20 protein-coding genes and 1 pseudogene are annotated in these 22769 nt (G+C 59.0%); 11 read left to right on the top strand and 10 right to left on the bottom strand.

Annotated elements, in window-relative coordinates; genetic code table 11:
- Window positions 1-10: 10 nt before the first annotated feature.
- Window positions 11-1474, top strand: coding sequence for an APC family permease (locus ACIQC5_RS11590; RefSeq protein ID WP_400281969.1), 1464 nt, complete (start codon window positions 11-13; stop codon window positions 1472-1474).
- Window positions 1475-1485: 11 nt separating this feature from the next.
- Here ACIQC5_RS11590 and ACIQC5_RS11585 read toward each other — a convergent pair whose 3' ends face one another.
- Window positions 1486-3633: a glycogen debranching N-terminal domain-containing protein gene (locus tag ACIQC5_RS11585; RefSeq protein ID WP_400281966.1), complete on the bottom strand. Its 2148-nt coding sequence runs from the start codon at window positions 3631-3633 to the stop codon at window positions 1486-1488.
- 507 nt (window positions 3634-4140) lie between these two features.
- Window positions 4141-4485: a DUF4192 family protein gene (locus tag ACIQC5_RS11580; protein ID WP_400281963.1), complete on the bottom strand. Its 345-nt coding sequence runs from the start codon at window positions 4483-4485 to the stop codon at window positions 4141-4143.
- Window positions 4486-4511: 26 nt separating this feature from the next.
- Between ACIQC5_RS11580 and ACIQC5_RS11575 the strand changes: the two genes are divergently transcribed.
- A complete protein-coding gene (locus tag ACIQC5_RS11575) occupies window positions 4512-4772 on the top strand; it encodes a hypothetical protein (RefSeq protein WP_400281960.1) in 261 nt (86 codons plus the stop codon).
- Here the strand turns inward: ACIQC5_RS11575 and ACIQC5_RS11570 are convergent.
- The 3 genes and pseudogenes from ACIQC5_RS11570 to ACIQC5_RS11560 form a co-directional block, all read right to left on the bottom strand.
- Window positions 4767-5141, bottom strand: a pseudogene (locus ACIQC5_RS11570) (DUF4192 family protein); the annotation flags it as partial. The gene ACIQC5_RS11575 and the pseudogene ACIQC5_RS11570 sit on opposite strands and share 6 nt — an antisense overlap.
- A 688-nt stretch (window positions 5142-5829) precedes the next feature.
- Window positions 5830-6738, bottom strand: coding sequence for a hypothetical protein (locus ACIQC5_RS11565; RefSeq protein ID WP_400281958.1), 909 nt, complete (start codon window positions 6736-6738; stop codon window positions 5830-5832).
- A gap of 244 nt (window positions 6739-6982) precedes the next feature.
- Entirely contained in the window at window positions 6983-9412 is a 2430-nt protein-coding gene (locus tag ACIQC5_RS11560; RefSeq protein ID WP_400281955.1) for an AAA family ATPase, read from the bottom strand.
- A gap of 569 nt (window positions 9413-9981) precedes the next feature.
- Here ACIQC5_RS11560 and ACIQC5_RS11555 point away from each other — a divergent pair.
- Window positions 9982-10971: an HNH endonuclease gene (locus tag ACIQC5_RS11555; RefSeq protein ID WP_400282413.1), complete on the top strand. Its 990-nt coding sequence runs from the start codon at window positions 9982-9984 to the stop codon at window positions 10969-10971.
- Here the strand turns inward: ACIQC5_RS11555 and ACIQC5_RS11550 are convergent.
- The 3 genes from ACIQC5_RS11550 to ACIQC5_RS11540 all read right to left on the bottom strand — a co-directional run bounded on the left by ACIQC5_RS11550 (window position 10919) and on the right by ACIQC5_RS11540 (window position 12770).
- Window positions 10919-11170, bottom strand: coding sequence for a hypothetical protein (locus ACIQC5_RS11550; protein WP_400281953.1), 252 nt, complete (start codon window positions 11168-11170; stop codon window positions 10919-10921). The two genes, ACIQC5_RS11555 and ACIQC5_RS11550, sit on opposite strands and share 53 nt — an antisense overlap.
- Window positions 11171-11333: 163 nt before the next feature.
- The gene (locus tag ACIQC5_RS11545; protein WP_400281950.1) at window positions 11334-12557 is read right to left on the bottom strand and encodes a hypothetical protein; all 1224 of its coding nucleotides are present in this window, start codon (window positions 12555-12557) and stop codon (window positions 11334-11336) included.
- Window positions 12558-12635: 78 nt separating this feature from the next.
- On the bottom strand, window positions 12636-12770 hold the full coding sequence (locus tag ACIQC5_RS11540; protein ID WP_400281947.1) for a hypothetical protein: 135 nt from the start codon (window positions 12768-12770) through the stop codon (window positions 12636-12638).
- Between ACIQC5_RS11540 and ACIQC5_RS11535 the strand changes: the two genes are divergently transcribed.
- The gene (locus ACIQC5_RS11535) at window positions 12769-13704 is read left to right on the top strand and encodes a hypothetical protein (protein WP_400281944.1); all 936 of its coding nucleotides are present in this window, start codon (window positions 12769-12771) and stop codon (window positions 13702-13704) included. The genes ACIQC5_RS11540 and ACIQC5_RS11535 overlap by 2 nt on opposite strands.
- 247 nt (window positions 13705-13951) lie before the next feature.
- The gene (locus ACIQC5_RS11530) at window positions 13952-14920 is read left to right on the top strand and encodes a hypothetical protein (RefSeq protein ID WP_400281941.1); all 969 of its coding nucleotides are present in this window, start codon (window positions 13952-13954) and stop codon (window positions 14918-14920) included.
- A gap of 115 nt (window positions 14921-15035) precedes the next feature.
- Here the strand turns inward: ACIQC5_RS11530 and ACIQC5_RS11525 are convergent, their stop codons facing one another.
- Window positions 15036-15254, bottom strand: a complete 219-nt coding sequence (locus ACIQC5_RS11525; protein ID WP_400282410.1) for a hypothetical protein — start codon at window positions 15252-15254, stop codon at window positions 15036-15038.
- On the opposite strand from ACIQC5_RS11525, the gene ACIQC5_RS11520 reads away from it, so the two are divergent.
- Window positions 15216-15338: a hypothetical protein gene (locus ACIQC5_RS11520; protein ID WP_400281939.1), complete on the top strand. Its 123-nt coding sequence runs from the start codon at window positions 15216-15218 to the stop codon at window positions 15336-15338. The two genes, ACIQC5_RS11525 and ACIQC5_RS11520, sit on opposite strands and share 39 nt — an antisense overlap.
- Window positions 15339-15379: 41 nt before the next feature.
- On the opposite strand, the gene ACIQC5_RS11515 is transcribed toward ACIQC5_RS11520, so the two are convergent.
- Window positions 15380-15544 carry a hypothetical protein gene (locus ACIQC5_RS11515; protein ID WP_400281936.1) on the bottom strand — a complete coding sequence of 55 codons (165 nt, stop codon included), beginning with the start codon at window positions 15542-15544 and terminating at the stop codon, window positions 15380-15382.
- Between the two features lie 1692 nt (window positions 15545-17236).
- Here ACIQC5_RS11515 and istA point away from each other — a divergent pair.
- The 5 genes from istA (at window position 17237) to ACIQC5_RS11490 (ending at window position 22753) form a co-directional block, all read left to right on the top strand.
- The gene (istA, locus tag ACIQC5_RS11510; protein WP_400281934.1) at window positions 17237-18763 is read left to right on the top strand and encodes an IS21 family transposase; all 1527 of its coding nucleotides are present in this window, start codon (window positions 17237-17239) and stop codon (window positions 18761-18763) included.
- Window positions 18760-19548 carry an IS21-like element helper ATPase IstB gene (istB, locus tag ACIQC5_RS11505; protein WP_400281932.1) on the top strand — a complete coding sequence of 263 codons (789 nt, stop codon included), beginning with the start codon at window positions 18760-18762 and terminating at the stop codon, window positions 19546-19548. Before istA ends, istB begins: the two co-directional genes overlap by 4 nt.
- A 219-nt stretch (window positions 19549-19767) precedes the next feature.
- Window positions 19768-20826, top strand: a complete 1059-nt coding sequence (locus ACIQC5_RS11500) for a hypothetical protein (RefSeq protein ID WP_400281930.1) — start codon at window positions 19768-19770, stop codon at window positions 20824-20826.
- A complete protein-coding gene (locus ACIQC5_RS11495; protein WP_400281927.1) occupies window positions 20826-21518 on the top strand; it encodes an HAD family hydrolase in 693 nt (230 codons plus the stop codon). Before ACIQC5_RS11500 ends, ACIQC5_RS11495 begins: the two co-directional genes overlap by 1 nt.
- Window positions 21515-22753 carry an MFS transporter gene (locus ACIQC5_RS11490; RefSeq protein WP_400281924.1) on the top strand — a complete coding sequence of 413 codons (1239 nt, stop codon included), beginning with the start codon at window positions 21515-21517 and terminating at the stop codon, window positions 22751-22753. The genes ACIQC5_RS11495 and ACIQC5_RS11490 overlap by 4 nt, the downstream gene beginning before the upstream one ends.
- Window positions 22754-22769 lie beyond the last annotated feature (16 nt).

Here is a 22769-nt window from a genome sequence, read left to right as displayed (position 1 = left end):
TGAGGATTACATGAATAACACCACCCTTGACGCACCACAGGTGGCGCGTCAGACAAGTCAAAACCGGCTCAGCGGCAACATGGGAGTCGGAGAACTCGTCATGAACGTGCTGGCCTTTTCGTCACCCTTGGCCACGGTGGCCGGCACCCTTCCGGTCCTGCTGATGTTCAGCGGGCAGACAGCGCCTGCCATCTATCTGCTGGTAACGCTCATGCTGCTGATCTTCTCCGTGGGATTCGTCAAGATGAGCCGGAGTGTCCAAGGTCCTGGCGGTTTCTACTCCTTTGTCACGGCGGGCCTAGGCAAGCCGGCAGGTCTTGGTGGCGCCTTCCTCGCGCTGTTTGGCTACATCTTTATCGGCTTTTTCGCGCCATCATTCTTCGGCGTGACGCTTCAGGGGTTTGTGGTTAATACCCTCGGCGGGCCGGACATCCCGTGGTACTGGTATGCGATCGCCATTACGGCCGTAACCACCGTGCTGGCGTACAACCGCATCGACTTGTCGGCCAAGCTGCTCACTATCGTCATGCTGCTTGAAGTGGCAATCATCGTCGTGTTCGATGTCGTTTCGTTCTCGGCCAACGGACTCGAGGCAGTCCAGAGCGCAGGATTTGCCCTGCCCTCCATCACTGACGCAACCCTGGGGCTGGCGCTGCTTTTCGCCGTCGGTAACTTCTTCGGGTTCGAAGCTACCGTTATCTACCGGGACGAGGTCAAGAACCCGGACAAGACCATCTCTCGCGCCACGTATTTGGCCGTGGCAGGCATCGGCATCTTCTATGCAGTGGCAGCGTGGGCCTTCATCGCCTTCTTCGGTGCGGACAAGATCCAGGCCGAGGCAGAGAACAACACAGTGAATCTCTTCAATGACGCACTCGTGGGCCTTATGGGACGGATCTTCGCCGACGTCGCCGTCATTCTGCTCATCACGTCCGTCTTGGCTTGCATGCTATCCATTCAGAACATCGCCGCCAGGTACAGCTTCGCGCTGGCTGCCGACAACGCGCTGCCTTCGATCCTGGGCAGGGTGCATCCCAAGCACAAGTCGCCGTACGCCTCGGCACTGGCCGTAGGTATTGTGTGGGCGGGAGCAATCGTGCTGTTTACAGTCATCGGCGTGGCTCCGGAAGTGCTCTATCCGATCGCCAGCGGTAGCGGAACCTTCGCCGTGCTGCTTCTGATGTTCATCACAAGCTTCGCTGTCCTGGTGTACTTCATCCGCCGCCGCGGCTTCGCTCCGGAATCAATCTGGAAGACGGTCATCGCACCTTTCATCAGCGTGCTGTTCCTGGGCGCTATCACCTATCTGGCTATTGCCAACTACCCGGAGCTTATTGGGGGCTCAACGGTTATGACGGCCATCTTCATGACTTTCACCTTCGCGCTTTTCTTCGGCGGCATCGTCTACGCCTTCTTCCTGCGGACAAAGCGGCCCGACATCTACGCGCGCTTGGGTCGCCAAAGGATCGACTGATTCGAACTCCCCTATAGACCCCGGTCCGGGTCGCCTTCCATGAGATCGCCTACCCATGGCAGGTATCCGCGGTGGAAGACCATTCCCTCAGGCAGCCCGTCTACGGAAACCGATGAGCCGGAAATGTTGATATTGATCCTGCCCTCACCGACCGGCGCGTTGGCGATGTGCAAATCGCCGTAACTTTCTGGAAGGACAGGGTCCATCCAGATGCCGCCCTGGGATACATCGGGATCGTAGCGCATGAGAGTGGACACCAGCATTATGGGTGCAGTGGCAGCCCACGCCTGTGGCGAGCAGGCAGTGGGGTAGGGCACGGGAGCTGAGAACGCGTCCCGACTGAAGCCACAGAACAATTCCGGCAGCCGGCCATCGGAGAACTCTGCAGCCTCCAGCAACGCCGTCGAGATGCGCTGTGCTTCCTCCACGAAGCCATACCGCATAAGGCCTACCTGGATAATGGCGTTGTCATGCGGCCAGACAGATCCGTTGTGGTAGCTGACGGGGTTATAGGCGTCCATGTCGTCAGCCAAGGTACGCACTCCCCAGCCGCTGAACATTCGATCGGACATTAGATGCTCTACTACGCTGGGTGCCTTGTCGTCGTCGACAATGCCGGTGGCCAGACAGTGTCCCATGTTGGGGGCGCAAGCATCGACCGGACGCTTGTAGCGGTCCAGGGCGACTGCGAAGTAGCCCTTGTCCGGCAACCAAAACCGTTCATTAAACTGCTGCTTCAGGCGTAGAGCGCGGGCGCGGAGTCGGGCGGCTTTGGCCTCGTCGCCGGCCTCATGCGCCATCCAAGCCGACGCTAGACATGCGCTGTAAACATAGCCCTGCACCTCGCTCAGCGCTATTGGGGCTTCGGCCAAGGTTCCGTCGGCGAAGTTAATGCCGTCCCATGAGTCTTTCCATCCTTGGTTGATGAGGCCTCTATCGTTGAGGCGGGCGTATTCGACGAAGCCGTCGCCATCTCTGTCGCCGTAATTCCAGATCCAGTCCATGGCGCGGTCCGCGTGGGGCTGCAGGGCAGCGATGGTCTCTTTGGCGAAACCCCAGCGGCTGACTTCGCCCAATACCATCAGGAATAGCGGCGTAGCATCGACGCTCCCGTAGTATGCCGACTTTCCGCCAAGGGCAAGGCCACTGGATACGTCCAGGCGTACCTCGTGGAGGATCTTTCCGGGTTCTTCCTCGCTCATGGGATCTACGGCACTGCCTTGCAGGTCCGCCAGCGTTTGCAACGTACCCAGTGCCAAGGACGGGTCAACCGGAAGCGCCATTGTGGAGGCCCAGAGAGAGTCCCGCCCGAAGAGTGCCATGAACCAGGGCGCCCCTGCAGCAACTACCACGCGCTCGGGATGCTTTGGGTCCTCGATCCGCAATGCCCCCAAGTCTTCGTAGCTGCGCCGCAGCGTTTGTTCGATGGACCGATTGCCCATGTGCACCACGGGGATTTTGGCCACCCACTCCTGCCTGCGACGGTCGCTTGGCGAGAGAGTCTCTTTGTCGAAGTGCACACGGGGCAGAGCGCCTTCCACGCCCCACGGAGCCACCCTAAGCTGCGCGTTCCATTGTCCGTGCGGAGGAACGGTCATCCTGTACGTCACGGCCTCTGGTGTCACCACTGCGGCGGGGCCGCCGTCGATATTGATGCCCTTGGCAATTTCCTGCCACGTTGCCCGGATGATCAGCGAGTGAGCCTCCACTTGCCTGGTTTCCTGCCAAGTGCGCTGCACGCGCGCCTCCTTCACTTCGAAGAGGTCCGCAAAATCTGACTCAACTTCCAGCGCGATGACACATTCCTCGGGCAGTCCAGAATAATTCCGGACGGTGATCTGCTCGGTGATGCCAGTGCCCACTTCCCGGAGTCGTTCCACGACCAGCGGGCTGTCTGCCCTCCCGTCCCGGCGTGGTACTCGACCCACAATGAGAACCCGGTAAGGCTGTTTGACGTCCGAGGCAAGTGCCTCAACGGGCTGTCCGTTCACCGAGAGCTTCCAACAGGACAGGATGCGTGTGTCTTCGTAAAAAAGCCCATGCGGGAGGCCGGGAACTATGTCGCCATTGGGTAGCGAGATGCAGAAGTTGGATCCTTCCACCAGCGTGACGGCCGCGCCCAATGCTCCGGCCGCCGTGTCAGCATTCCACCCAGCCATTGCGGCTCCTTTGAGGATCGACATCGGAATGGTCGTTCACGGATGCTCACCATCACCGTGCCTTCTGATGCCTCGTCGTCAGTATTTCTGACGCTACGCTTGTCGTCGCGTGGGTACCAGCCTTCAGCCGGCTCAGAGTCCGGGTTGTGTGATTCAGACCCTGGGACGGCGCGGGAAAGGATGAGCGCAATCGTGCATGGTGAGTCACGCATTGGAACGGCGAAGTGCCCGACCAGGAGCTAGAGACTAATTCCGGCTTACTAACTCAAGAATCCCTATTACCGCAAAGGCGGTTTGACCTGTAGAAACGCCCCGCTTCGTATCGGGACGGGAGTTCTCGCAGTTACTTCCCACTCCCGTGGTTTAACCGGCAATGGGACGTGTTGATGCGGGGCGAGTTGGCGGTTACGGGACAGTCGACGGCGAGGGGCCTTGGCGCCCCGTTCCGAGGATCAGTTTCGCCCTAAATCCGTTTCTCGGCATTTGCTGCTTTCGTAATCATCTAAGTTAGGGCATGTCGAGGGGGTTCTTGTAGGCGGTGTCTCTGTTGGTGTTCCAGCCAGCGATGATGCCAGCTCCGAGCATTTGGTCGCTGAGCCGTGCGAAGCGGTAGCCCGGGTCCGTGTCGAGGGCGAGTTGGAGGTATTGGTGGGCTTTGGAGCCTCTGCCTTCCCACCAGTTGATGTAGCCGATGGTGGTGAGGATGGGTGCTGCGTGTTCTGGGGCTGTGAGTGTGTAGGTGTGGGTGAGCAGTTGTTTGGCCCATTCAATGCGTGACCAGTTCGGGGCGGCGTGGGTTTGTGCGAAGAGGATGTGTTCGGGTGGTTCGTCGATCCCGGGGCTGTCGGCCATGAGCCGGTCGCGGATGTGGGGGGGAATTGGTAGTAGGCGATGAGGGCCAGGGTGTCATCGTCGGTGGGGTAGTCCTTGGTCTCGAGCATAGTTGTCCAGAGTCTGTGGGCGTCTTGGGTGGCTACGGCTGGTGGTCCGCTGAGGATGGCTTTCATGTGGTGTTCGACGGCGGTGGCGTGCTCATGCTGGTGGGTCGCCGGCGGCAGGGTGATTCTGTTGGTGGGTTCGAAGGTGCTGCCGCGGTAGATGAATTCGGCGTTGACTTGGGAGTATTCGGTGGTGCTTAGAGGGAACGCTACTGACTGGGCCGGTTGGGTGTCATAGGGGGAGTAGGTGGTGTCGTTGACGTAGATGCCGTCGCGGATGGTGACGCCTTCCTGAGCGAGGACTCCGGTGAGGGCGGCGATCGTGGCACGGTGCGGCCTTGCTTCACCGGGCTCTGGGTCCTGGGTGGTGTAGAGGGCGAAGACCATGCTCGTCGCCCGTTCATCGGTGGTTAGGTAGGCGGCGACGGCGCGGGCGAAGGTGATCTCGTGGCCTGGTTGTTTGGGGAGGTCGATGCGGAGGGTGGCTCCGACTTTGTCGTTGGCGAGGGTGATGCAGACGAGGCTCTCCTCTGGCCAGAAGCCGAGGGTATGGCCGATGAAGCTGAGCATGTCGGCGGGGTCCTTGATCGAAAGCGTATTCATTGTCCAGTCTCCTCTTGCGTTGATGGCTATTAACGGCGGAGCCCGTTCTGCCGGGGGCTTTAGCCATCCATGGCCGTTTGGCATGCCCTGCGCCATGACTGGATTCCGCCAACTTCGAAGATCGAACGCGGCGCAACGATTAGTCGTGTGAGCGATGCAGACGCGACGAATCAGTTGAGATACAGCGCCGTTTGGGGTGTTTGGATACGAACGCTGGCACGAATGTGTCCAGAGGGGTCCCAGAGGACGCTTTGGCCCTCCGCTCGGGTACCTTCTGAATAGACCGGAATCAAAGAGTGGAGCATTCGAACATATGCGCCGTTATCGGCAGCTGAACTGCTTGGTGACCGCTGGCTGAGCCGTGGCCCGCTCTGTCAAAGAAGGAGGTTCGAGTGTGAGCGATTCGGCCCAGATGGCCACGAAGGTAGCTGCGACGTTGAGCTACCGATTGGGAGCAATGAGCGAAGTGCATCCCCGGCGGCAAACCTCCGGAATTAACAACGAGGACTACACGCGCCGAGAAACGCCGAAGCGAACTTCAATATCTTCATATAATGGCGGCCCTGGCAACGCGCTACACAAACCTGCACTCACCTACTGCGGCGGAGCCGTCCACCTAGCAATCAGCATCTGACTGACATCTTGAGATGTCAACCTAGGGCCGCGGGCTCGGTGCCCCCTGGGGGACTGTGCCGAAGACGGGGAGGGTCAGCTCGGGGATGTCGAGCTTAGTGAAGGCCCTGTTCGCCTTTTCGACCACCGCATTCCGCTTGGTCATGAAGTCGTTGCAGGCCTTCCGTCCCGGGTTCGTGCCCGGCCTCAGGAGTGCCAGCTTGTTCTTCACCGCGAAATCGTAGAGCCTGTCCAGGCTTACGACGAGTTCGTCCGCCAGAGTCACGTACCAGGTTTCCCCTATATTCCACTGAGGCGGCACAGACTCGATGAGATTTCTACGATTGTCGTAGCGCATTCCAGTCTGGAGGAATGCGCGGGTACCGGCTATAGCTTCGATCAGCTCATCCAAGTCGCGGTCCATGTCGACATCGTCCCGGAAGGCAGGCCGGTCCAGAGCCCGGCGCAGTGCCTCCGCGTGGCTTTTCGCTGCGGCCGGCTGTGCTTCCTCCATGATCCTGGAGTAGTACTGCCGGGCCTTCTCGGCACTGCGGTTCAGCTTCTCGTTGACGTCGTCCCAGAACCAAATATCGACGTCGAACGGATAGGTGGAGGCGGGAATTGAAAGGATCTCAGACTGCAGGGCCTTGTCCCGAGGGATGCTGGCGACAATGACGAAATTGTCCAGCTTGGGGTTGAAATTCTTCGCCTTGTCACACTCAGCCAATGCCTCGGCAAGGGTGAAATCCTTGACGCGCTTGGACTGGTACCCGATCAAGTGGCTCTGCCGTGCTGTTGAGTACGCTCGGGCCACCACGTCGACGCCGTCCTGGCTCTGCCCCGAGCGACCGTAACGCTGAACGTTTTCCTCGCCGTACCGCTCCTCGGCCAGCATGACTACCAGATTCTCCAGACCGGTTGAGTCTGATGGGATCGGAAAATCAAGCTGCACAGTGCCCCCATTGTTGGTTTGTTTGTCGAGGCCAATCCTCTCACGGCCCCCGTAACCCGCCTTTCGGACCGGGAAGCTCATGTGACGGATCAGGGACCGCCCCGGGCCTGCCGGGCTGCAGAAAACGCATGTACTGAGTCCCTCACGGGAAAGCAACGCTGGGGATCCGATGACGGCTCGCGGAAAGCATTCTGCTGTCCGGTTCGGGCACGAGGTTCTTCGGCTGGAGCGTCATCGAAAGGCTTCATGCTATCGCCGCTTCGAGATCGCTTAGTTGATTGGGCACCCGATCTGCCAAAAGGACGGGATCCAGCTCCAATGCAGAGCACATGTCTCCAAAATGGCTGGCATCTTGGCTTCGTATGAGTTCAAAGACGGCATGAAGAACAGGTACGGCCTCGGGGCGGTTGACTCCTCGTGTAGTTTCCACTCGCTCCTGATGCGAGTACTGATGCAGATAGGTGACGAGTCGCTGGCGAGTAAGGCCATCATCTAACTGATCTATAGCTGCCTGCATCTGGAGTCGGAAATCACCCATCAATGCTGGGAACTTGAAGCTGAGGAAACCCTCCAGCATGCGACGGCAAATATTGGGAAGGATGATAGCCGCGTCCATCTCGTGCTCAATTGTGGGGTCGCCTTGGACCGAGATCAAGGTCGAGGCAGCCCTCCAAAAGAGATAGTGGTATTCCGATCTAAGTCGAGTTCGAAGCGCCTTGTGCTCCTTGTTTTGGTCGGATCCCCAATCGCGCCAGGTGGGCACGCGACGGGCAACCCCTACCTCAACTCTCTTTCCTTGTGCCTGTAGTTCGAGAATTTTGAAGCGACGTCCTTGTTTCATAACGCCGCTTTGGAGGCGGTCGAGCTGGTTGGACCAGATCCGGAAAAGTTCGAAATTGTGGGTCATGAGGAAGATCTGGCCACAGTCACGCGTAGGCTTTTGGCCACATGAACAACCCTGCGGTGCCCCGCATGAGCAAACTGAAGGCTGGACCAATTCCGACCACAACAGACTAGATGCACCGACCGTAAAATTTTCGTCCAGGCTGGAAACGGGATCATCGATAACGACGATCTGATCACGGCGGTTCCGGCCTCCGGTGTTGAGACTGCGCACGAAGTAGAGCAAAGCCAGAGCTGTGCATTCGCCCTCGCTCAGGTGCAGTGCCGGTTCGCCGTGCCGATATATCGCATACCGATTGTCTTCCACGGGCTCCACCCTGATATCCGACCTGCCCAAAAGAGTGTGAAGACGCTGGTTCAGCCATTCAGCTGGGGGCGCCGGGTCGAGCTCGGCATTTTCCAGCTTCCTGATGGCTCTGCGAGTTTCTATGATCGCTTTGTCGTTTGCTTCAAGAGCCCTTGTGGCATCGGTGGCTTCTCGTAAGGCATTCGTATATGCCGCTTGCTGCTCACCGATCCAGAAGGCTTCCAACTTTTGGCACGCCGCTGCCCGAACAGCTTCAAACCTCGTACTTCGGTCATTGTGATCAGCCAGGATCTTCCGGAGTCCACTTGTATCCGGACTAGTAAAAGTCCTATTCCGCCAACGCTCTGGCAGCGGAGCCGCAACATGGAGGTCCTGCTGCTTTCGTTCTAGGAACTCGCGTAACATCTCCAAGTCGGTAACGTCGTTCTGGATTTGCGTCTTGAGTGCGTCACGAAGTACGTCGTATTCTGCCCGAAACTCCGGGTAGAGCAAACCCGACTCAGGAAAAGCCGACGGCGCCGTGCCCAGTGAGCTGACAAGGGCCCCAAGATGCTTGAGCCGGGACCTTAGTTCATTTTGGAGCTCACGCGTGCTGGAATCGAAGTGCCGGTTTAGAGCGTCTAGTCGTTCTTGGGACAACTCACCGGAACAGAAAACACATACATGCTCACCTTTGTGGAGCTCCAAGCCGTCTTGTACCCATGCAGCGCGTTCAGGTTGTTCGGCCAATGCTGCGATGATTCGCGCTGTTGGGACTCGCTCCATGACAGCACTGATATCGGAACATGACAATGGTTCCGTGGCAGAAATTCGAGGCACGTCTACTTCTTTTAAGAACGTGCTCTGGGCTTTGGCTATCTCTTCCTCTGCCTTGAACTTCTTTCGTTCCGGGAGCGGCATCGCGAAGGGTAGACGCTTCGCGACAGTGCGGGCATCGTAGCCTCGTCCATAACCGTCCACGCCACCGAGAGTGGACGTTACGAGCGTGCCGATACTTTTCAGCACAGCGCTAGGACCTGCCTGTCTGTGCTTGGAGTCCTTCGCCAGAGAATCCGTCAGGCGCGACAAATCGTCCAAACGCGTCCGTGCGGCTCTAAGCTCTTTCTCGCGGTCCGCGTTCACCTTGCCGATGGCTAACAGCGCCTTGGCCTCACCAACGGAGAAGTCGAAACAGTCAGCCACGTAGTCTTTGTTAAAAACTGACATCCGATCCCAGACAGCGTCGTTGGCAGACACCACGGTTCGTGGCTCTGCGATTCCAGTCTCGGACACCTCGATTGAGACACCAGCTCTCCATGCCTCAGGCGACTGAGCAGGGGAAAGCAGGGATGCCAGTGTTGACTTACCACTGCCGTTATTGGCATAGATGAGATTGATATCGCTGAAGCCGGCGAAGTCTGCTCTGGGGGACCAGTTCTGAAAAATGCGGTAATTCTTGATAGATCGAATGTTCTCTATGCGCAATTTTCCCCCGATGTTCAGATGCCTCAGCCATCCTAATTTGTTCTGCCGCTGTGTTCACGATGACACGGCAGGCTTGGGAGAATTCCTCTGCCGCCCGGCCCTAGGCTTACTCGGGACTGCAATCTGCCGACTGAGACGACGGGCAGGTCCGCAACCAAATGCAGGATTCTCGTACGGTCATGACCTAAGCCGAACGCCATGCATCGGAGGTTCCACCGCCTGGCCGGCCTGACGGTCTTGTCATAATGCTGGGTGTCCTCTACGCCATGTTCATGCCTCCATCGCTGAGGAGGGTTTCGGATTGCCCTAGATGGGTCCCGGACCTCCGTGGCTCGACGGGGGGCGTTTGATCGTGACCAGGCAGCGCCCACCACGAAAGTTTCTTTGAGAACGAGTGAAACAAGGATTCGGAATGTTCACGCGCAGGTTGGAGGCGTGCTCGGCACCCTCCATAAGTGGGCTCACGTCATGATCACACTGGTTACGAAATGAACGTGAAACAGACTGCTTGGCATTTTTAGGTTGGGTACCGAGCAGGCGCCGAACATGTGGAGGAGAGTGTGGCCGATATGGAAAAGGTTTGCAGCGTAGAGGACTGTGGCCCGGCGAAAAAGCTGATCAAGGGAATGTGCTCCAAGCACTACCAGCGGGTGCAAAAGTACGGGGCAGTGAATCCACCTGGGCTGCAGCGGCGTTCACCAAACCCACCAATATGCATCTACCCAGGTTGCGAAGGCAAGCCGAAGGCCAAGGGTTACTGCCAGCGGCACTATCTCCGGTTGACCAAGCATGGTGACGCTGCCTCGCTCAGTCCGCAGCATAAGGACATTAATCCGTATCTTCCCCGAAGCTGCTCCGAATGCGGGCGGGACATCTCGGGAAAGAAGAGCAATGCAGAATACTGCTCCCGGGAATGCAAGAGCAACGCAGCAAGCAAGCGGGCGTACATCGATGGAAGAGGCAAAGCCAAAGACACAGCGCGGTATGAAAAGGAGCGACTGCAACGAGTCGCCGCTGCGAGAGCGTATTACTACCGGACACAGCCAAGGAGGCTGGAAACTTCGAAAGCATGGCGTGAGGCGAATCGGCCCCTAAGAGTGGCCATGGGTGCCAATCGTCGGGCGCGCAAGTACAACAACCCGGGATCGGTCGGTGTATCGGGAAAAGAATGGCTGCGAATTCTGAAACGAGCCGCCGGACGCTGCTTCTACTGCGGCAACTTCGCAGAGCGTCTGGTCATGGAGCATGTCGTACCGCTCTCCCGAGGAGGCCGGCACGCGCCAGGGAACATCGTGGCTGCCTGCAGGAAATGCAACGACGAAAAGAACGACCTCTTCGTCTCTGAGTGGAAGCACAGGAAGCTTCCATCGCTCCGAACTCGGCGTGCACAAATGGCCGCCAACAAGCTTCTCCGTGAACGCGCCGCCTTGACAGGCGAGCCTTTGAAAAGCCACAGCCTCAGACTGAACCCAATTCACCTGTCGGAATCACTTGAGGGGCGGGAGGTCAATGGTCAACAGCCACGCCCCACTTCCTGTCGGTCCTGTAGAGGTACATGAACTCTGCCTCGAGGTACGCGCATAGGGCCGGGACATCGCTGAGCCCCGAGAGGTCGATTTCGAAAACCCTCATCCCTCGAGCGCGGGCGTCGGCGTTTATCTGAAGCAGCACAGAGCCGCTGACACCGAAATGGACCGCGTACTGCTTACTTAACTCGTCGACTTTCATCGGCCGGCCATCTTGCGAATCAATCATCATTACCTTCCCTGTTTGTCGCCAGATCGAAGGATTATGTTGAGTTCTCTAGGCAGTTCCTTTAGGTGGACGAAGACGAGCCTTCGCAGGGCATCCTGTGCGTGAGTCACCAGGATCAGTTCCAAGCCAATCTCTGTGAGCTTGGCGAGGTGTGCCGATGGTGCCTTCAGGCTTCGTTGACTTCATCTTCCTCCGCAGTACCTTCACTGTCGGCCGCTCGCGCGGCCGCTGCCCCTGCTAGGTACAGCGCTGCTACGGTGCCCACAAGTGGAGCGACGTCCTTCGTTTTCTGTACGGCTTTGGAGCCCAGGTTCGTGACGGGGCTGAGCTCCCGGACGTCCCAAGACCGGGGCTCGGACTTTATGGCGAGGAGCCCGTGGCAATCCTGAATCTCGGCACCCAGCTGGTTGGCCGACTCGATGAGTTCCAGAGCCTTCGTTCGGCTCCAAATGATCCTGGCGTTGGCCTTGTCTGCAGCAGCGTCAAGACGTTGGAGCAACGTCTTCGTCTTCTTGGAGACTTCTTTTTCGCGGCCTTCTCTGAAGTCCTTCATGCCCAGCGCGTACTCGGCGGCGCCTTCGGGATTATCCATCATTCTTCGATCGAGTTCGAGGATGTCGATCGCATCCTGCAGTTGGAAGCAGCGCGCGATGACACCAAGCCATTTGGGAACGTCCGCTTCTGCCAGATTCGCTGCTCTCGCCAGAGAGCCGACGCTGGCGCGGTCCAACCTGTTTGCGGCATTCCCAAGTTGAGTCAGGGCAAAGTTAAGGGCGGTGGCAATTATCTGATGGGATTGGTCAACAGTTGACCAAAGTGTTTGATCTACCTGCCTTGTCCTCGCGCGGATGATCATGGCCCGGTCGATGGTTTGACCGATTCCTACCAACTTTGCCGTTTCCGAATCATCGACTTTTCGGAGTGTCTCGTCGATGCTCTCCTGTATGGTCGCCAATTTGGCAGAGATCTCGGCCATGCCTTGTTGTGTTGAAAGCTGGGCCATGATTCCGGAGATTCCGGAGAGGACCGCGGGATTCGTCATGAGCGCTCCGGCGCCGGAGGCGACTTCAACCCAGCCACTGATCTCACCTGGCTGTCCTAGCATCGCGTAACTCACACCGGGAGTCTTCGTAGGCATCAAGCCCAGTTTCTTGACCTTGTCTGCGGACTTTGCTGTCAGTTTCAAGTACATGCCTGAATTGGCTGCGATTTGCGAAGCCGACTCAGCCACGACGGCGCTCGAGGAAAGGAGTGTCTCAAGCCTAGGCAGTTCCAGGTCGCTGGCCAGTGACGAGAGCCCAGTCGCGTCGATGAAACGCCTGACTGCGTCTTTGCTACCGATGACGGCAAGAGAGTCCTCAGTGGCAATCAGCTCGACGTTCTCTTCCAATGCGGCTCCTGGGTCTGAAAGGAGGGGTTGTCCTCCGGCGTACCGATAGCGTATCTGCTGGCGAATGATGTTTGCTGACTACACGGGCTGCTCCCAGATATTGCTGGGGCTGATGGTGCTGGGTTGGGCGCGTCCTGAGCGGATTCCTCCGGACTCAGGCAGAATCGCCACTGTAAATCCTTCAATGCCAATGACGACGGAAGCGAAACCCATGGGCCTTTTCAAGAAGAAGCAGCATGAACAGGAACCAACCGACGAGGAGCTGACGTTCTTCTCTGTGTCCGAAGCGCAGGAGTTCCGGTCCATGGTGCGGGTAGTCTTCGCTGAGCTGGGCTATGAGGTGCAGATCAATGCTGATCATGCACTTGACGCTGACGGCCGCGGATTCGGGTTCTGGAATGTCGCGGCGAACTGCCACAACGCGGCGGCCTCCGAATGGCGGGAGATCATCCGCCAGCATCTTCAACGCGTGTTTGCGAGCTTCGACGGAGCTGATCCTTTCGATGAACTCACGGCGGAGCAAGCGTCCAGCCAGACGTACGCGCGTCTTTACGAAGAATCAGGCCTGCCGAACCTGGACGCATACCCTCACAGCCAGTTCGCTCCGGGCATTGTGGAGATGTTGGCGCTCGATCTGCCGGACACGGTGGCTGTTTATGCCCGCAAACAGGCCGATACCTTCGGCGGTTGGCATGCACTCCGGAGCCAGGGCCTGACGAATCTCCGCGCTCTGGAGCACGAGCAGGTCGAAACCGTTCCCGGACAGGGCGGTAGCTCGTTCACTGCGCTGCTGGGCGAGTCTGTGTACACAGCCAGCAAGGCGCTGTTGCTGCCTGGTATTGCCACCGAGCTCACAGGCAAGCAGCCGCGCCAGGACCTCGGCTGGTTGATGAGCATTCCCAACAGGCATCAACTCGTGTGGCACGTCATCGAAAACGAGAGCGTCTTGGGTGCGCTCGACGGCATGGTGCGCTTCACCGCCATGGGTTACAGCGATGCACCCGGACCGGTGAGTCCGCATGTCTACTGGTGGAATGGCACAGGTTATGAGCAGCTGACCCGGCTGTCCGAAGAGGACGGCAGCCTTTCCATACATGTCAGCCCTGAGTTCCACGCTGTTCTGGAAACGGCGACGTCCGGCGAGTAGGGGAGCCCAACAACCTCGGCCGCAGGCATGCGCACGCACGGACAATCCGCACCTTTCACGCGCTCACCTTCCCGTGACGAGGGAAAGCAGTGCCATTAACCCGTAGACGATCCCAAGGATCAGGCCAAGGCGACATGGGTGCCTGGTGTGTCCGTCGCCGGCTGGGCGAATAAAGGAATGCCGACATCTGGGACGGAGACGGGAACGATACGGAACCGGGCACAGTCGCCGCTGTAATGTCTACCTCGTGATGAATGAAGGCGCGGTCCATTCGAAGGCCGCTGATTGGTTGTTTCAGACCGGCCAGGACGCCGTGGGCGACGTGCTGCTGGCCAGTCCGTTCCTGTCATACGACGTCTGTAAGCGTCTGGCGCAAACCGGTGGACCAGGTGCAGCGCGTACGCTCTTTACCTGTCTCGATCCGAGTGCCGTAGCCAACGGTTACTTGAGTGTCGACGGTCTTTTGCAGCTCATCGAGTCGGGCTTCTCGGTCAGGCACGTGGACAGGTTGCATGCCAAGGCTTTTCTTCTTGGTTCCCGGGGATTCCTTGGATCCGCGAACCTCACTGGCGCCGGTTTGGGCAGCTCAGCTGCGGCCAACGTTGAGCTTGGCGTCGAGCTGGGAGCTGCCCAGGTTTCGTCAGTACGGCAAATGATGGATGCGTGGACGAGTCGCACGGTGACGCCTGCCGACCTTGACAGTCTGGCGCTGCAGGCCCGGCAACTGACGGTAGTAGACAAGCCGGTTGCGGAAGGTCTGGACAGTGAGTTGGCCCTTGCTTTGGTTGAGCAGCTCTTGGTGGATGCACGAGACAGTGACCGGACCCTTTGGCTGAAGTCCGAGTACGGTGAGCCGGCACTGGATCAATGGCGCAAGGACTGGTTCTTTGGCAGTCCGGCCAAGGGGCGACCCAGCATCAAAGAGGGTGACCTCGTGGTGATCTCGGCTCAGACAAGGGACTGCTACGCCGTGGTCGAGGTGACTTCGGAGCCGCTGCACATTCCGGACGATTACCGCGACGAGAGAGGCGAGGAAGCCGATCGGTGGCCGTGGGTCAGCCGCACCAAGCCACGCTTCGTTCCGGACGAACTGTTGGAGCTGAAGGCTCACGAGCTTGTCCGTAGTACCGGAGGCCTGCAAAACGGCCACATCCGGCTCAAGTTCGACCAGTTCACCTATGCGGTGCGTTCCTTGGCCAGGCTCGTTACAGACTGAAGTGTCTCCTCATCGGCTAAGGCGTCGGTCCAGTGCGACTTGCGGCCCTTGCGGCGGCATTCTCCGATTGCTCGGTGGCAGTGCCAAATCTGTGACCAGGGTCAGAGCAAAGAACCTAGTCGTTCATTGGCATGTCATTGGTCGAAGTCTGACGCCATACAACTGTCGTCGAGCCCCGAACAACCAATTGGGTCCTGAGATCGATGCGCCGGGGCAGCAACTCGTAACCGTCCAAATGCGCCGGGAGGGCCCTCATGGCTGTTGCTGCCATCTGGGTCACAGTTGTGAGGCCTGGTTGGATCCAATCCGCAGCCGCGGCGTCATCAAAGTCAATGACTGGCAGGTCTTCCGGGATGCGAAGTCCGGCTTCAGCTCCAGCATGGACTTTGTGCCGTGGACTCCCGAGCTGATGGAGTAGTCACCGGGAATCATGATTGCGAAGTCGATCTCGACACCGGCTTACTGTGGTGCATTAATGTCGTCATCACGCCTGGCGCTGCTGCTGCGCAGTTCGTCGGGTCCGCCGATCAAGCCGATCCTTGCGTGTCTCAGCTGAATCAGGTGCGTGGTCGCGAGGGGCTGCGCCTTCGCGGACTGATGATCCAACAGTGCTTGGTCTCTCAATGGGCTGACCTTGTGGATCGATTAGGATCATGGGAAGTTCGAGCGATTGAATACGCAGCACCTGCTGTCGGACTTTCGTTTCGCGACGTTGGCAGCTCCGCCAATCTCTTTTGCTCACCCACCGTTGGCGGCCCTGTCGCGCTGATTGCACTCGTCATGTCGGTCATGGGAGAACGACTTCCTGACACTTGTGCCGTCGGGTTCTGCAACGCCATGTCGCTCGTCGGTCGAATCGATATGAACGTGTGAAAGGAGGAAATCTGATGGAAGCTTCTTGGTCAACACTCATCGGTAGTTCCGATAGCCGCGGTGTACTTGGCGTCCCCACCGTTGTGCGGCTCGTTTTCTGGGACTTGGACGGCGTCCCGGTAACAACCGACAGGGGCACAAAGAAAGTGTGGACAATGTCCACACTTTCCACCTCGGACTGCCTCGTACACCTACCGGTCTGGCCCGGATTCCGCATATTTCCGCCACTTCCCAGTCTTCGCAAGGCATGGAATCTCGTTCGAGTCCCACCTCGGGCACAGCAAACCCCTCGTCAGAGGGGGTTTTTGCTTTAACGTGTGTACATTCTGGGTGGTCAGGTCCCTCTGACACTGACCGCGGGGTGTGCCTGGCGCCGCGGGTCGCCTGTTTGGTTGTGGGGGAGCGGGTTCAGGGTCGTAGCTGGTTGGCCCCTCCGCTTGCTCTGAACTGGGGCTATGCCTTCCTTTCTTGGTTCGCTCGGTAGGTCGTGGTTGGCCTACACCTCTTCATGGATACAGGGACCGAGCGCAACATGACTTCGAGGACTTGCGTCGAGACCGTCTGGATTCGGCTCGTTCCTGGCGTCAGGAGGCGCCGCCGGCCGCTGCTTGTCAGGTTAAATGGGGTGTGGACATCGTCCACACTTAAGTCATCTTTATCGCGGCTGCTTGCATCTCCTCATGTGCGTGAGTTGCTTTAGCGACGTGACTACGACCAAGCGGTCGGGAAGATGATGACGGTCTATCGGGGGAGTTTTCCAGGTAGAGGTTGGCGAGGGTTGTGGCTGACAGCCAGCAGCCGGTACTCGTGTTCTTCCTGCTGCGCGGAAGGTCAGTGTGAAAAAGTGTCGGGCCAGAGGTGTGAGGCTGCGCTTGATCCTCGCATCTCTGGCTGAGCTGAACGAGTAGGGTGTCACCGTCGGCGACGTAGGCGAACTTTGGCGCAGGATGCTGGTCAGCAACATGCGAGCTCGCCTTAGGCATGGCAGGTGGTTCTACCGATGGTGGAGAGACAAGGTCAAGGCCATGGGCGATGATCATCTATGTCGCCAAACGATGGCCCACCTCGGCTACGCAATGCCGAAAGGGCCCAACAATGAGACGGCAGTTTGGCCGACAGTGTTGCTTCCGGCATAGAACAAGGTTGCAGCTACGGTGGAAGGCGACCACGACAAGCAAGTGATTGCGTCGTGAGATGACGTCTCTCGGTTTGAGATCGTAGTTGCTTGATGAGGCCGGGCCGTCCAACTGTTAGCGGCCATGAAAAACTGCCCGTTGGCGGCCACGAAAGTGCCCTCTGATGGCCAGTAGAACTGCCCAGCGGTGGCTATGAGATCTGCCCGCTTCCTTACTTGAATCCGCCGCGTCTTGAGCGGCGGGGGCCTCTTCCCGGGATTTGATGACGGTGTCTAGTCGCATTGAATCTCGCAGGAAGAGGCCCTGTATGAAGTCTGACGGAGAAATCATGGAAATACTTGCTGCCTACGATCTGACCGGGTCGTTACGGGCGACCGCGGAGCTGACTGGGTGTTCGCATCACACTGTTGCCAGGCATGTCGCGGCCCGGGACGCGGGTCGGCCCATCGCCGAACCTGCTGCACGGGATCGTGTTACTGACGCGTTTCTGCCCAAGATCGAGGAATGGGTTGAGGCCTCCAAAGGCCGGATCCGTGCTGACAAAGCACACGAGAAGCTCCTCGCCTTGGGCTATTCGGGGTCTGAGCGGTCCACCCGTCGCGCGGTCGCGCAGGTCAAGGCCGCATGGCGGCTGGGCCATGTTCGTGTGCATCGGCCGTGGATCACGGAGCCCGGGATGTGGTTACAGTACGACTTCGGCGAGGGCCCGCGCATCGACGGGGTGAAGACCATCTTGTTCGTTGCCTGGCTGGCGTTCTCGAGGTTCCGGATCGTGATCCCGCTGCGGGACCGGACCGCGCCGAGCGTGTTCGCCGCTTTGGACCGGTGCTTCCGCATCGCCGGTGGGGCACCAACGTATGTGCTCACGGACAACGAGAAAACGGTCACGACCACCCACGTCGCAGGGGTCCCGGTGCGGAACCAGCAGACCTTGGACTTCGCCCGCCATTACGGGGTCACGGTGCTGACGTGCCAGCCCGCCGATCCCGCAACGAAGGGCGGCGTCGAAGCGTCCGTGAAGCTGGCCAAAGCCGACCTCGTCCCGAAGGACACAAACCTCCGGGACGAGTATGTCTCCTTCGCCGAGCTTGAGGCGGCCTGCGCGGCGTTCATGGACGAGGTGAACAACCGCGAGCACCGGGTGACCCGTCGTAAACCAGCAGCGGTCCTGGCCGAGGAGGCCCCGCGTTTGCACCGGATACCCGAGACCGCGCACACGGTAGCGTTCGGGCTCTCCCGCACCGTCGCGGAGAACACCCCGATGGTGACGTTCGAGAACGCCCAGTATTCCGTCCCTTCGCGGCTGCTCGGGGCCAGGGTGTTCGTCCGCTCCCACGGCGCCGGAACCGACGAGCAGGTCATCATCGTTCACCACGGCCCCGCTGGCCCGGTCGAGGTCGCCCGTCATCACCGGGCCAGGCCCGGCAGCCCCGCCATCAACGATGAGCACTTTCCCGGGACCAGGACCCGGATCCCGGGTGATTATGCGGTGAAGGCCCGCACCGCGGACGAAGCAGAGTTCCTCGCTATCGGCGAGGGCGCCAGAACCTGGATCGTCGAAGCCGCCGCGGCCGGCACGGCCCGGATGAACGTGAAGATGGCCGAAGCGGTGACCCTGGCCAAAATCGCCGGCACCGCGGAAGTCGATAAAGCCCTCGGCAACGCAGCCTTCCACGGCCGGTTCGCGCACGGGGACCTGGCCTCGATCCTGAACGCCGGAAAGTCCCGCACCACCACCCACTCCGCGGACGAAACCCGCTCCCTGACCCAAGGCACCAGCACCTGGGCCGGCCTCGGCACTGAACCCGCACCCGTAAAGGAGCAGAACCGATGAGCCCGGTCACCACGCCCAACACCGCAGCCCCGGCACTGCCTGCCGAGCTCGAAGCGCTGATGCGGCAATTGAAAATGCCCCACGCCCGCGCCCTCGCACCGGAACTGATAGCGACCGCCCGATCCCAGCGCTGGGAACCAGCCGAGATCATCAAAGCGCTCTTCATCGAAGAAACCGCAGGCCGGGCCAGATCCATGCTCGCCACCCGGCGCAAAGCAGCAGGCTTCCCGACCGGAAAAACCTTCGAGGCCTGGGACCCCGCCGTCTCCTCCATCCCGGGCCCAACCCAACAGGCCCTGCGCACTCTGGAATGGATCAGCCGGCGGGAGAACCTCGTCGTCTGCGGACCCTCCGGGACCGGGAAAACGTTCTTCCTCGAAGCCCTCGGCCAGCAAGCCGTCGAAGCCGGGCTCCGCGTGGCCTGGTTCAGGCTCGAGGACCTCGGAGCCCTGATCCGCGCCCACCGCACCGATGACAGCGTTACCCGGGCCGTGACCAGAATCCTGCGAGCCGACCTCGTCGTCATTGACGACATCGGGCTCCTACCAGTGGCGACCGACGCCGCCGAAGGACTCTACCGGGTCGTGGACGCAGCCTACGAAAAACGCTCCGTCGCGGTCTCCTCGAACCTGCACCCGGCAGGCTTCGATGAACTCATGCCCAAAACCCTCGCCACAGCCACCGTGGACCGGCTCTTGCACCACGCCCATGTCTGCCAAACCAGCGGCGATTCCATCCGCCTCACCCAAGCCCTCGCCGGCAAAGGAGTCACCCAACTGAACTAAAAACCCGACGATGGCCAATCCCGCCGAACCAATCAGTGGGCAGATCTATTGGCCATCACCGGGCAGTTCTACTGGCCACCAGCGGCACATTAACTGGCCGCCTATGGGCAGAAACTAATGGCCATTGACAGTCAGCCGGGTTCGGAACGGTCGACATGATTCACAAGTCGCTCCAATTTGAGGGATACCTTGCAATCAAGTCTTAGAACACCCCACGCGTTGGACCTTCCGGCGGAGTTTCTCTCTCTCGACGATCCCCAGGCCAAAAAGCTGTGGGAACGGCTCAGTGTGGACGAATACGTCACACGAACACTTCCTTGGCTCAGCTGCATGTCCGGTCGGATAGCGAACCGGGAATCCATCGTTGTCGGAGGAGAAGGCGCACTGGTTAGCTACAATCTCGCAAAGCCCTCAGCATACAAGGCCTTCGACCCTGTCGGTCCAAGTGGAAAAGACTCCGATTATCCTGCCATTGGGTGTGCTGTGCCCAACGCTTACATGGCTGGTTTTGTAGGCAAAAACCCAGAGGAAGCGTTGGAGTCCTGGACAGGCTTCGGCCGCAGGAACTTCCAAACCCGCGGAATGCTCAATGTTGAAATGAGCAAGGCCTCGATTGTGAGGGCAGCCCTGCTGAAAAATGATTTCATCGAGTATCTCTGTGGGGCGCAAGGCGTCCTCGATCTTCCAAACGGAGCAGAACGGTACTTCGAAGGCCTCACGCCTCACCAACGCAGACGCGTGAGCAAGGAGCTTCGCATATTCGAGGCCGCTGGATGCAAGATCCGCGCTGCCAACGTGTCGGAGTTTAGTGAGGATCTTGCTCAACTTCAGTTGGACACGTATGCCAGACACGGATTCACCGGCGGTTCAGTCGAGCATGTCATGAGAAGTCATAAGAAGGCGATCGACGATTTGGGTGATTCGTATCGAATGCTCCTTGCCACCGCAGCAGATGGCTCACCCATTGGCTTCTTGAGCTTCATCCAAGGCACTTCATCTGCGCAGCCCCGCCACCTTGGATTCGTCCAGAACACAACGACCCGTAACGCCCGCCTCTACTTCAACCTGGCGTTTTATTCACTGATCAGGCATCTTTGCGGTACCAACGTGCGCAGCATCAACTATGGTCCCGAAGCCCTCTTGGCCAAACAGCTGCGCGGCTGCCGGGTAGAGCCTTTGGTGAACTATATATCGACGGAGAACCGGTTGATCCACGAATATTGGACCGAACGCGACGCCAAAGTTCGAGCCGAACTCACAGAGCTGGCGGTTTTCTAATGTCTTCAATCACTGTGCTCTTTGATGCCAGCGGTACGCTCGTGACACCTCGTCGGTCATTCCATGAATTACTGCTGAGCGGTGGTACCTGGGATATCGGGAATCCGGAGGAGTCTATACAGCTTGCCTTGGCAAGCATGGGTACTGACTCACTTTGGCCGGAGGATGAACCGGATCCTGTACTTCGGTTGAAAGGCTGGTACACCTTCCTGGAAACAGCGATTGGTCGTTCCGGTGGAGTGGCGGATGGCGCCAGCTGCCTGAACGCGGCCCGATCCATCTTGGACCCTGCGAATTACACAGAATATCCGGATGTACTTCCGTGCCTGGAGAACCTCAGGGACAACCACCGTGTAAGGGCGATTGGGCTCTTATCCAATTTCGATCCCTGGTTGAGGGACATCCTGGATCTCCTTGGCCTTACACACTACTTCGACCATATTTCGATCAGTGGTGAAACAGGCTATGCAAAACCTGATCCGCAAGCGGTTTTCGATGCTGCTTCGGCGTTGGACAGCGAGCTCGAGAATACGGTGCTGGTCGGGGACTCGATGGTCGTGGATGGTGGGGCCGCTCGTGCTGCCGGGATTCGGCTCATTCTCATAGATCGAACGGGCACTATTAGCTACCCCGATACGACGGTGATTAACAATCTTGAGCAAGTCCCCGGTGTATTGGAGACGATGCAATGAAGCCGTACGAAGCATCTGACAAAGGCGCCAGAGGAACATACCGGCGTCGATTCCTCACAAGCAGCGCCATCTCCATCATCGGAGATGGCGCCACGCTGGCCGTAATGGCATTGGCCAGCAGCATCGCCGGCTACTCAATAGTGGAGACTGGCTGGATTCTGGCTGCCTCGGCCGTTCCCAAATGCGCCGTGGTGCTGTGGGGAGGCATTGCTGGTGATCGCTATGAGCGGCGGACACTTCTCATCCTGGCTTACGTTATTGCAGGGTTGGCCCAGATTTTTTCGGGTGCGATTCTCCTGTTCCAGGGTCCGACTCTGCTGTTGATACTGGCTCAGATCATTTTCGGTTCCGCCGTTGCAGTTTCCAGGCCAGCGAGCACGGCTTATCTTCCCAGCGTTGCAACGGCTGATGAGCTTGCCTCGGCGAACTCCGCACTGACCACAGCTTCCAGTGTTGCATCGACGGTCGGACCATTGATCGGTGCGGTCTTCGTGATGCTGGAGATAGCGCCATGGGCGCTCGTCGCCGATGGCTTCTCCTTCATAGTGGCGTCGGTCCTGCTCATGGGGCTTCCGGCATCGCAGGGGGCCATCTCCAAAGCGACGTCAACTTGGACCGCTGTCAGGTCTGGAGCCAAGGAGCTGATGGCCGTGCCATGGCTGGTGTCCGAAATGTGCGCGTCAGCCATTTTGCTGTTCATGGTTACGGGGCCGTTCCTGGTCTTGGGGCCAGCGGCGGCCGCAGCGCTTGGTTTTCCATCCTTGTGGCCCATTGCCTTGGCTGTCTTTGGGATCGGGCAGATTTTTGGTGCGGTGCTGGGTGGACGCGTTCGGCATGAGGCTCCGGTGCTGAAGTGGGCTTCCTACGGTGTTGTCGCCTTGGCGCTCCCACCAATTTGCTTGATCCTGCAGTGGCATCCCGCGTGGTTCGTCTTTGCCGAAGCGGGCACGGGTGTTGCCTTGGGGTTCTATCAGGTGACCGTTACTACAGCTATGCAGAGGGCCGTCGCCCCTGGCTCCCTGGCTCGGGTAGCTTCCTTGAACGCTTTCATCTCGTTCAGCCTCCTTCCCGCCTCCTTCATCATCGCGCCGATAGTGGCCTCTGCTGTGGGTGTCACGGCTGTGTTTGTTGTATCAGTCGTGGGAACTGTCATAACCATGGTGCTGCTACTGCTGTCTCCCGCTGTTAGGCGCTACCGGTGGCGACCTGCGCAAATTCCAGCCCTGAAGGTTTAGTCATTATCTCGAGAGG

The sequence above is a fragment of the Paenarthrobacter sp. NPDC092416 genome, assembly GCF_044755025.1.
Classification (GTDB): Bacteria; Actinomycetota; Actinomycetes; order Actinomycetales; family Micrococcaceae; genus Arthrobacter.
The sequence above is the reverse complement of the archived record's forward strand: the minus strand, read 5'-3'. Positions and strand labels throughout refer to the sequence as shown.

What these genes read in the sequence shown, in the direction of transcription:
- ACIQC5_RS11535 (WP_400281944.1), top strand. Translation starts at nt 12,769, where the DNA reads ATGGGCCTTTTCAAGAAGAAGCAGCATGAACAGGAACCAACCGACGAG.
- ACIQC5_RS11585 (WP_400281966.1), bottom strand. Translation starts at nt 3,633, where the DNA reads ATGGCTGGGTGGAATGCTGACACGGCGGCCGGAGCATTGGGCGCGGCC.
- ACIQC5_RS11590 (WP_400281969.1), top strand. Translation starts at nt 11, where the DNA reads ATGAATAACACCACCCTTGACGCACCACAGGTGGCGCGTCAGACAAGT.
- istB (WP_400281932.1), top strand. Translation starts at nt 18,760, where the DNA reads ATGAGCCCGGTCACCACGCCCAACACCGCAGCCCCGGCACTGCCTGCC.
- ACIQC5_RS11490 (WP_400281924.1), top strand. Translation starts at nt 21,515, where the DNA reads ATGAAGCCGTACGAAGCATCTGACAAAGGCGCCAGAGGAACATACCGG.
- ACIQC5_RS11580 (WP_400281963.1), bottom strand. Translation starts at nt 4,485, where the DNA reads ATGGCCGACAGCCCCGGGATCGACGAACCACCCGAACACATCCTCTTC.
- ACIQC5_RS11540 (WP_400281947.1), bottom strand. Translation starts at nt 12,770, where the DNA reads ATGGGTTTCGCTTCCGTCGTCATTGGCATTGAAGGATTTACAGTGGCG.
- istA (WP_400281934.1), top strand. Translation starts at nt 17,237, where the DNA reads ATGAAGTCTGACGGAGAAATCATGGAAATACTTGCTGCCTACGATCTG.
- ACIQC5_RS11495 (WP_400281927.1), top strand. Translation starts at nt 20,826, where the DNA reads ATGTCTTCAATCACTGTGCTCTTTGATGCCAGCGGTACGCTCGTGACA.
- ACIQC5_RS11555 (WP_400282413.1), top strand. Translation starts at nt 9,982, where the DNA reads ATGGAAAAGGTTTGCAGCGTAGAGGACTGTGGCCCGGCGAAAAAGCTG.
- ACIQC5_RS11550 (WP_400281953.1), bottom strand. Translation starts at nt 11,170, where the DNA reads ATGATGATTGATTCGCAAGATGGCCGGCCGATGAAAGTCGACGAGTTA.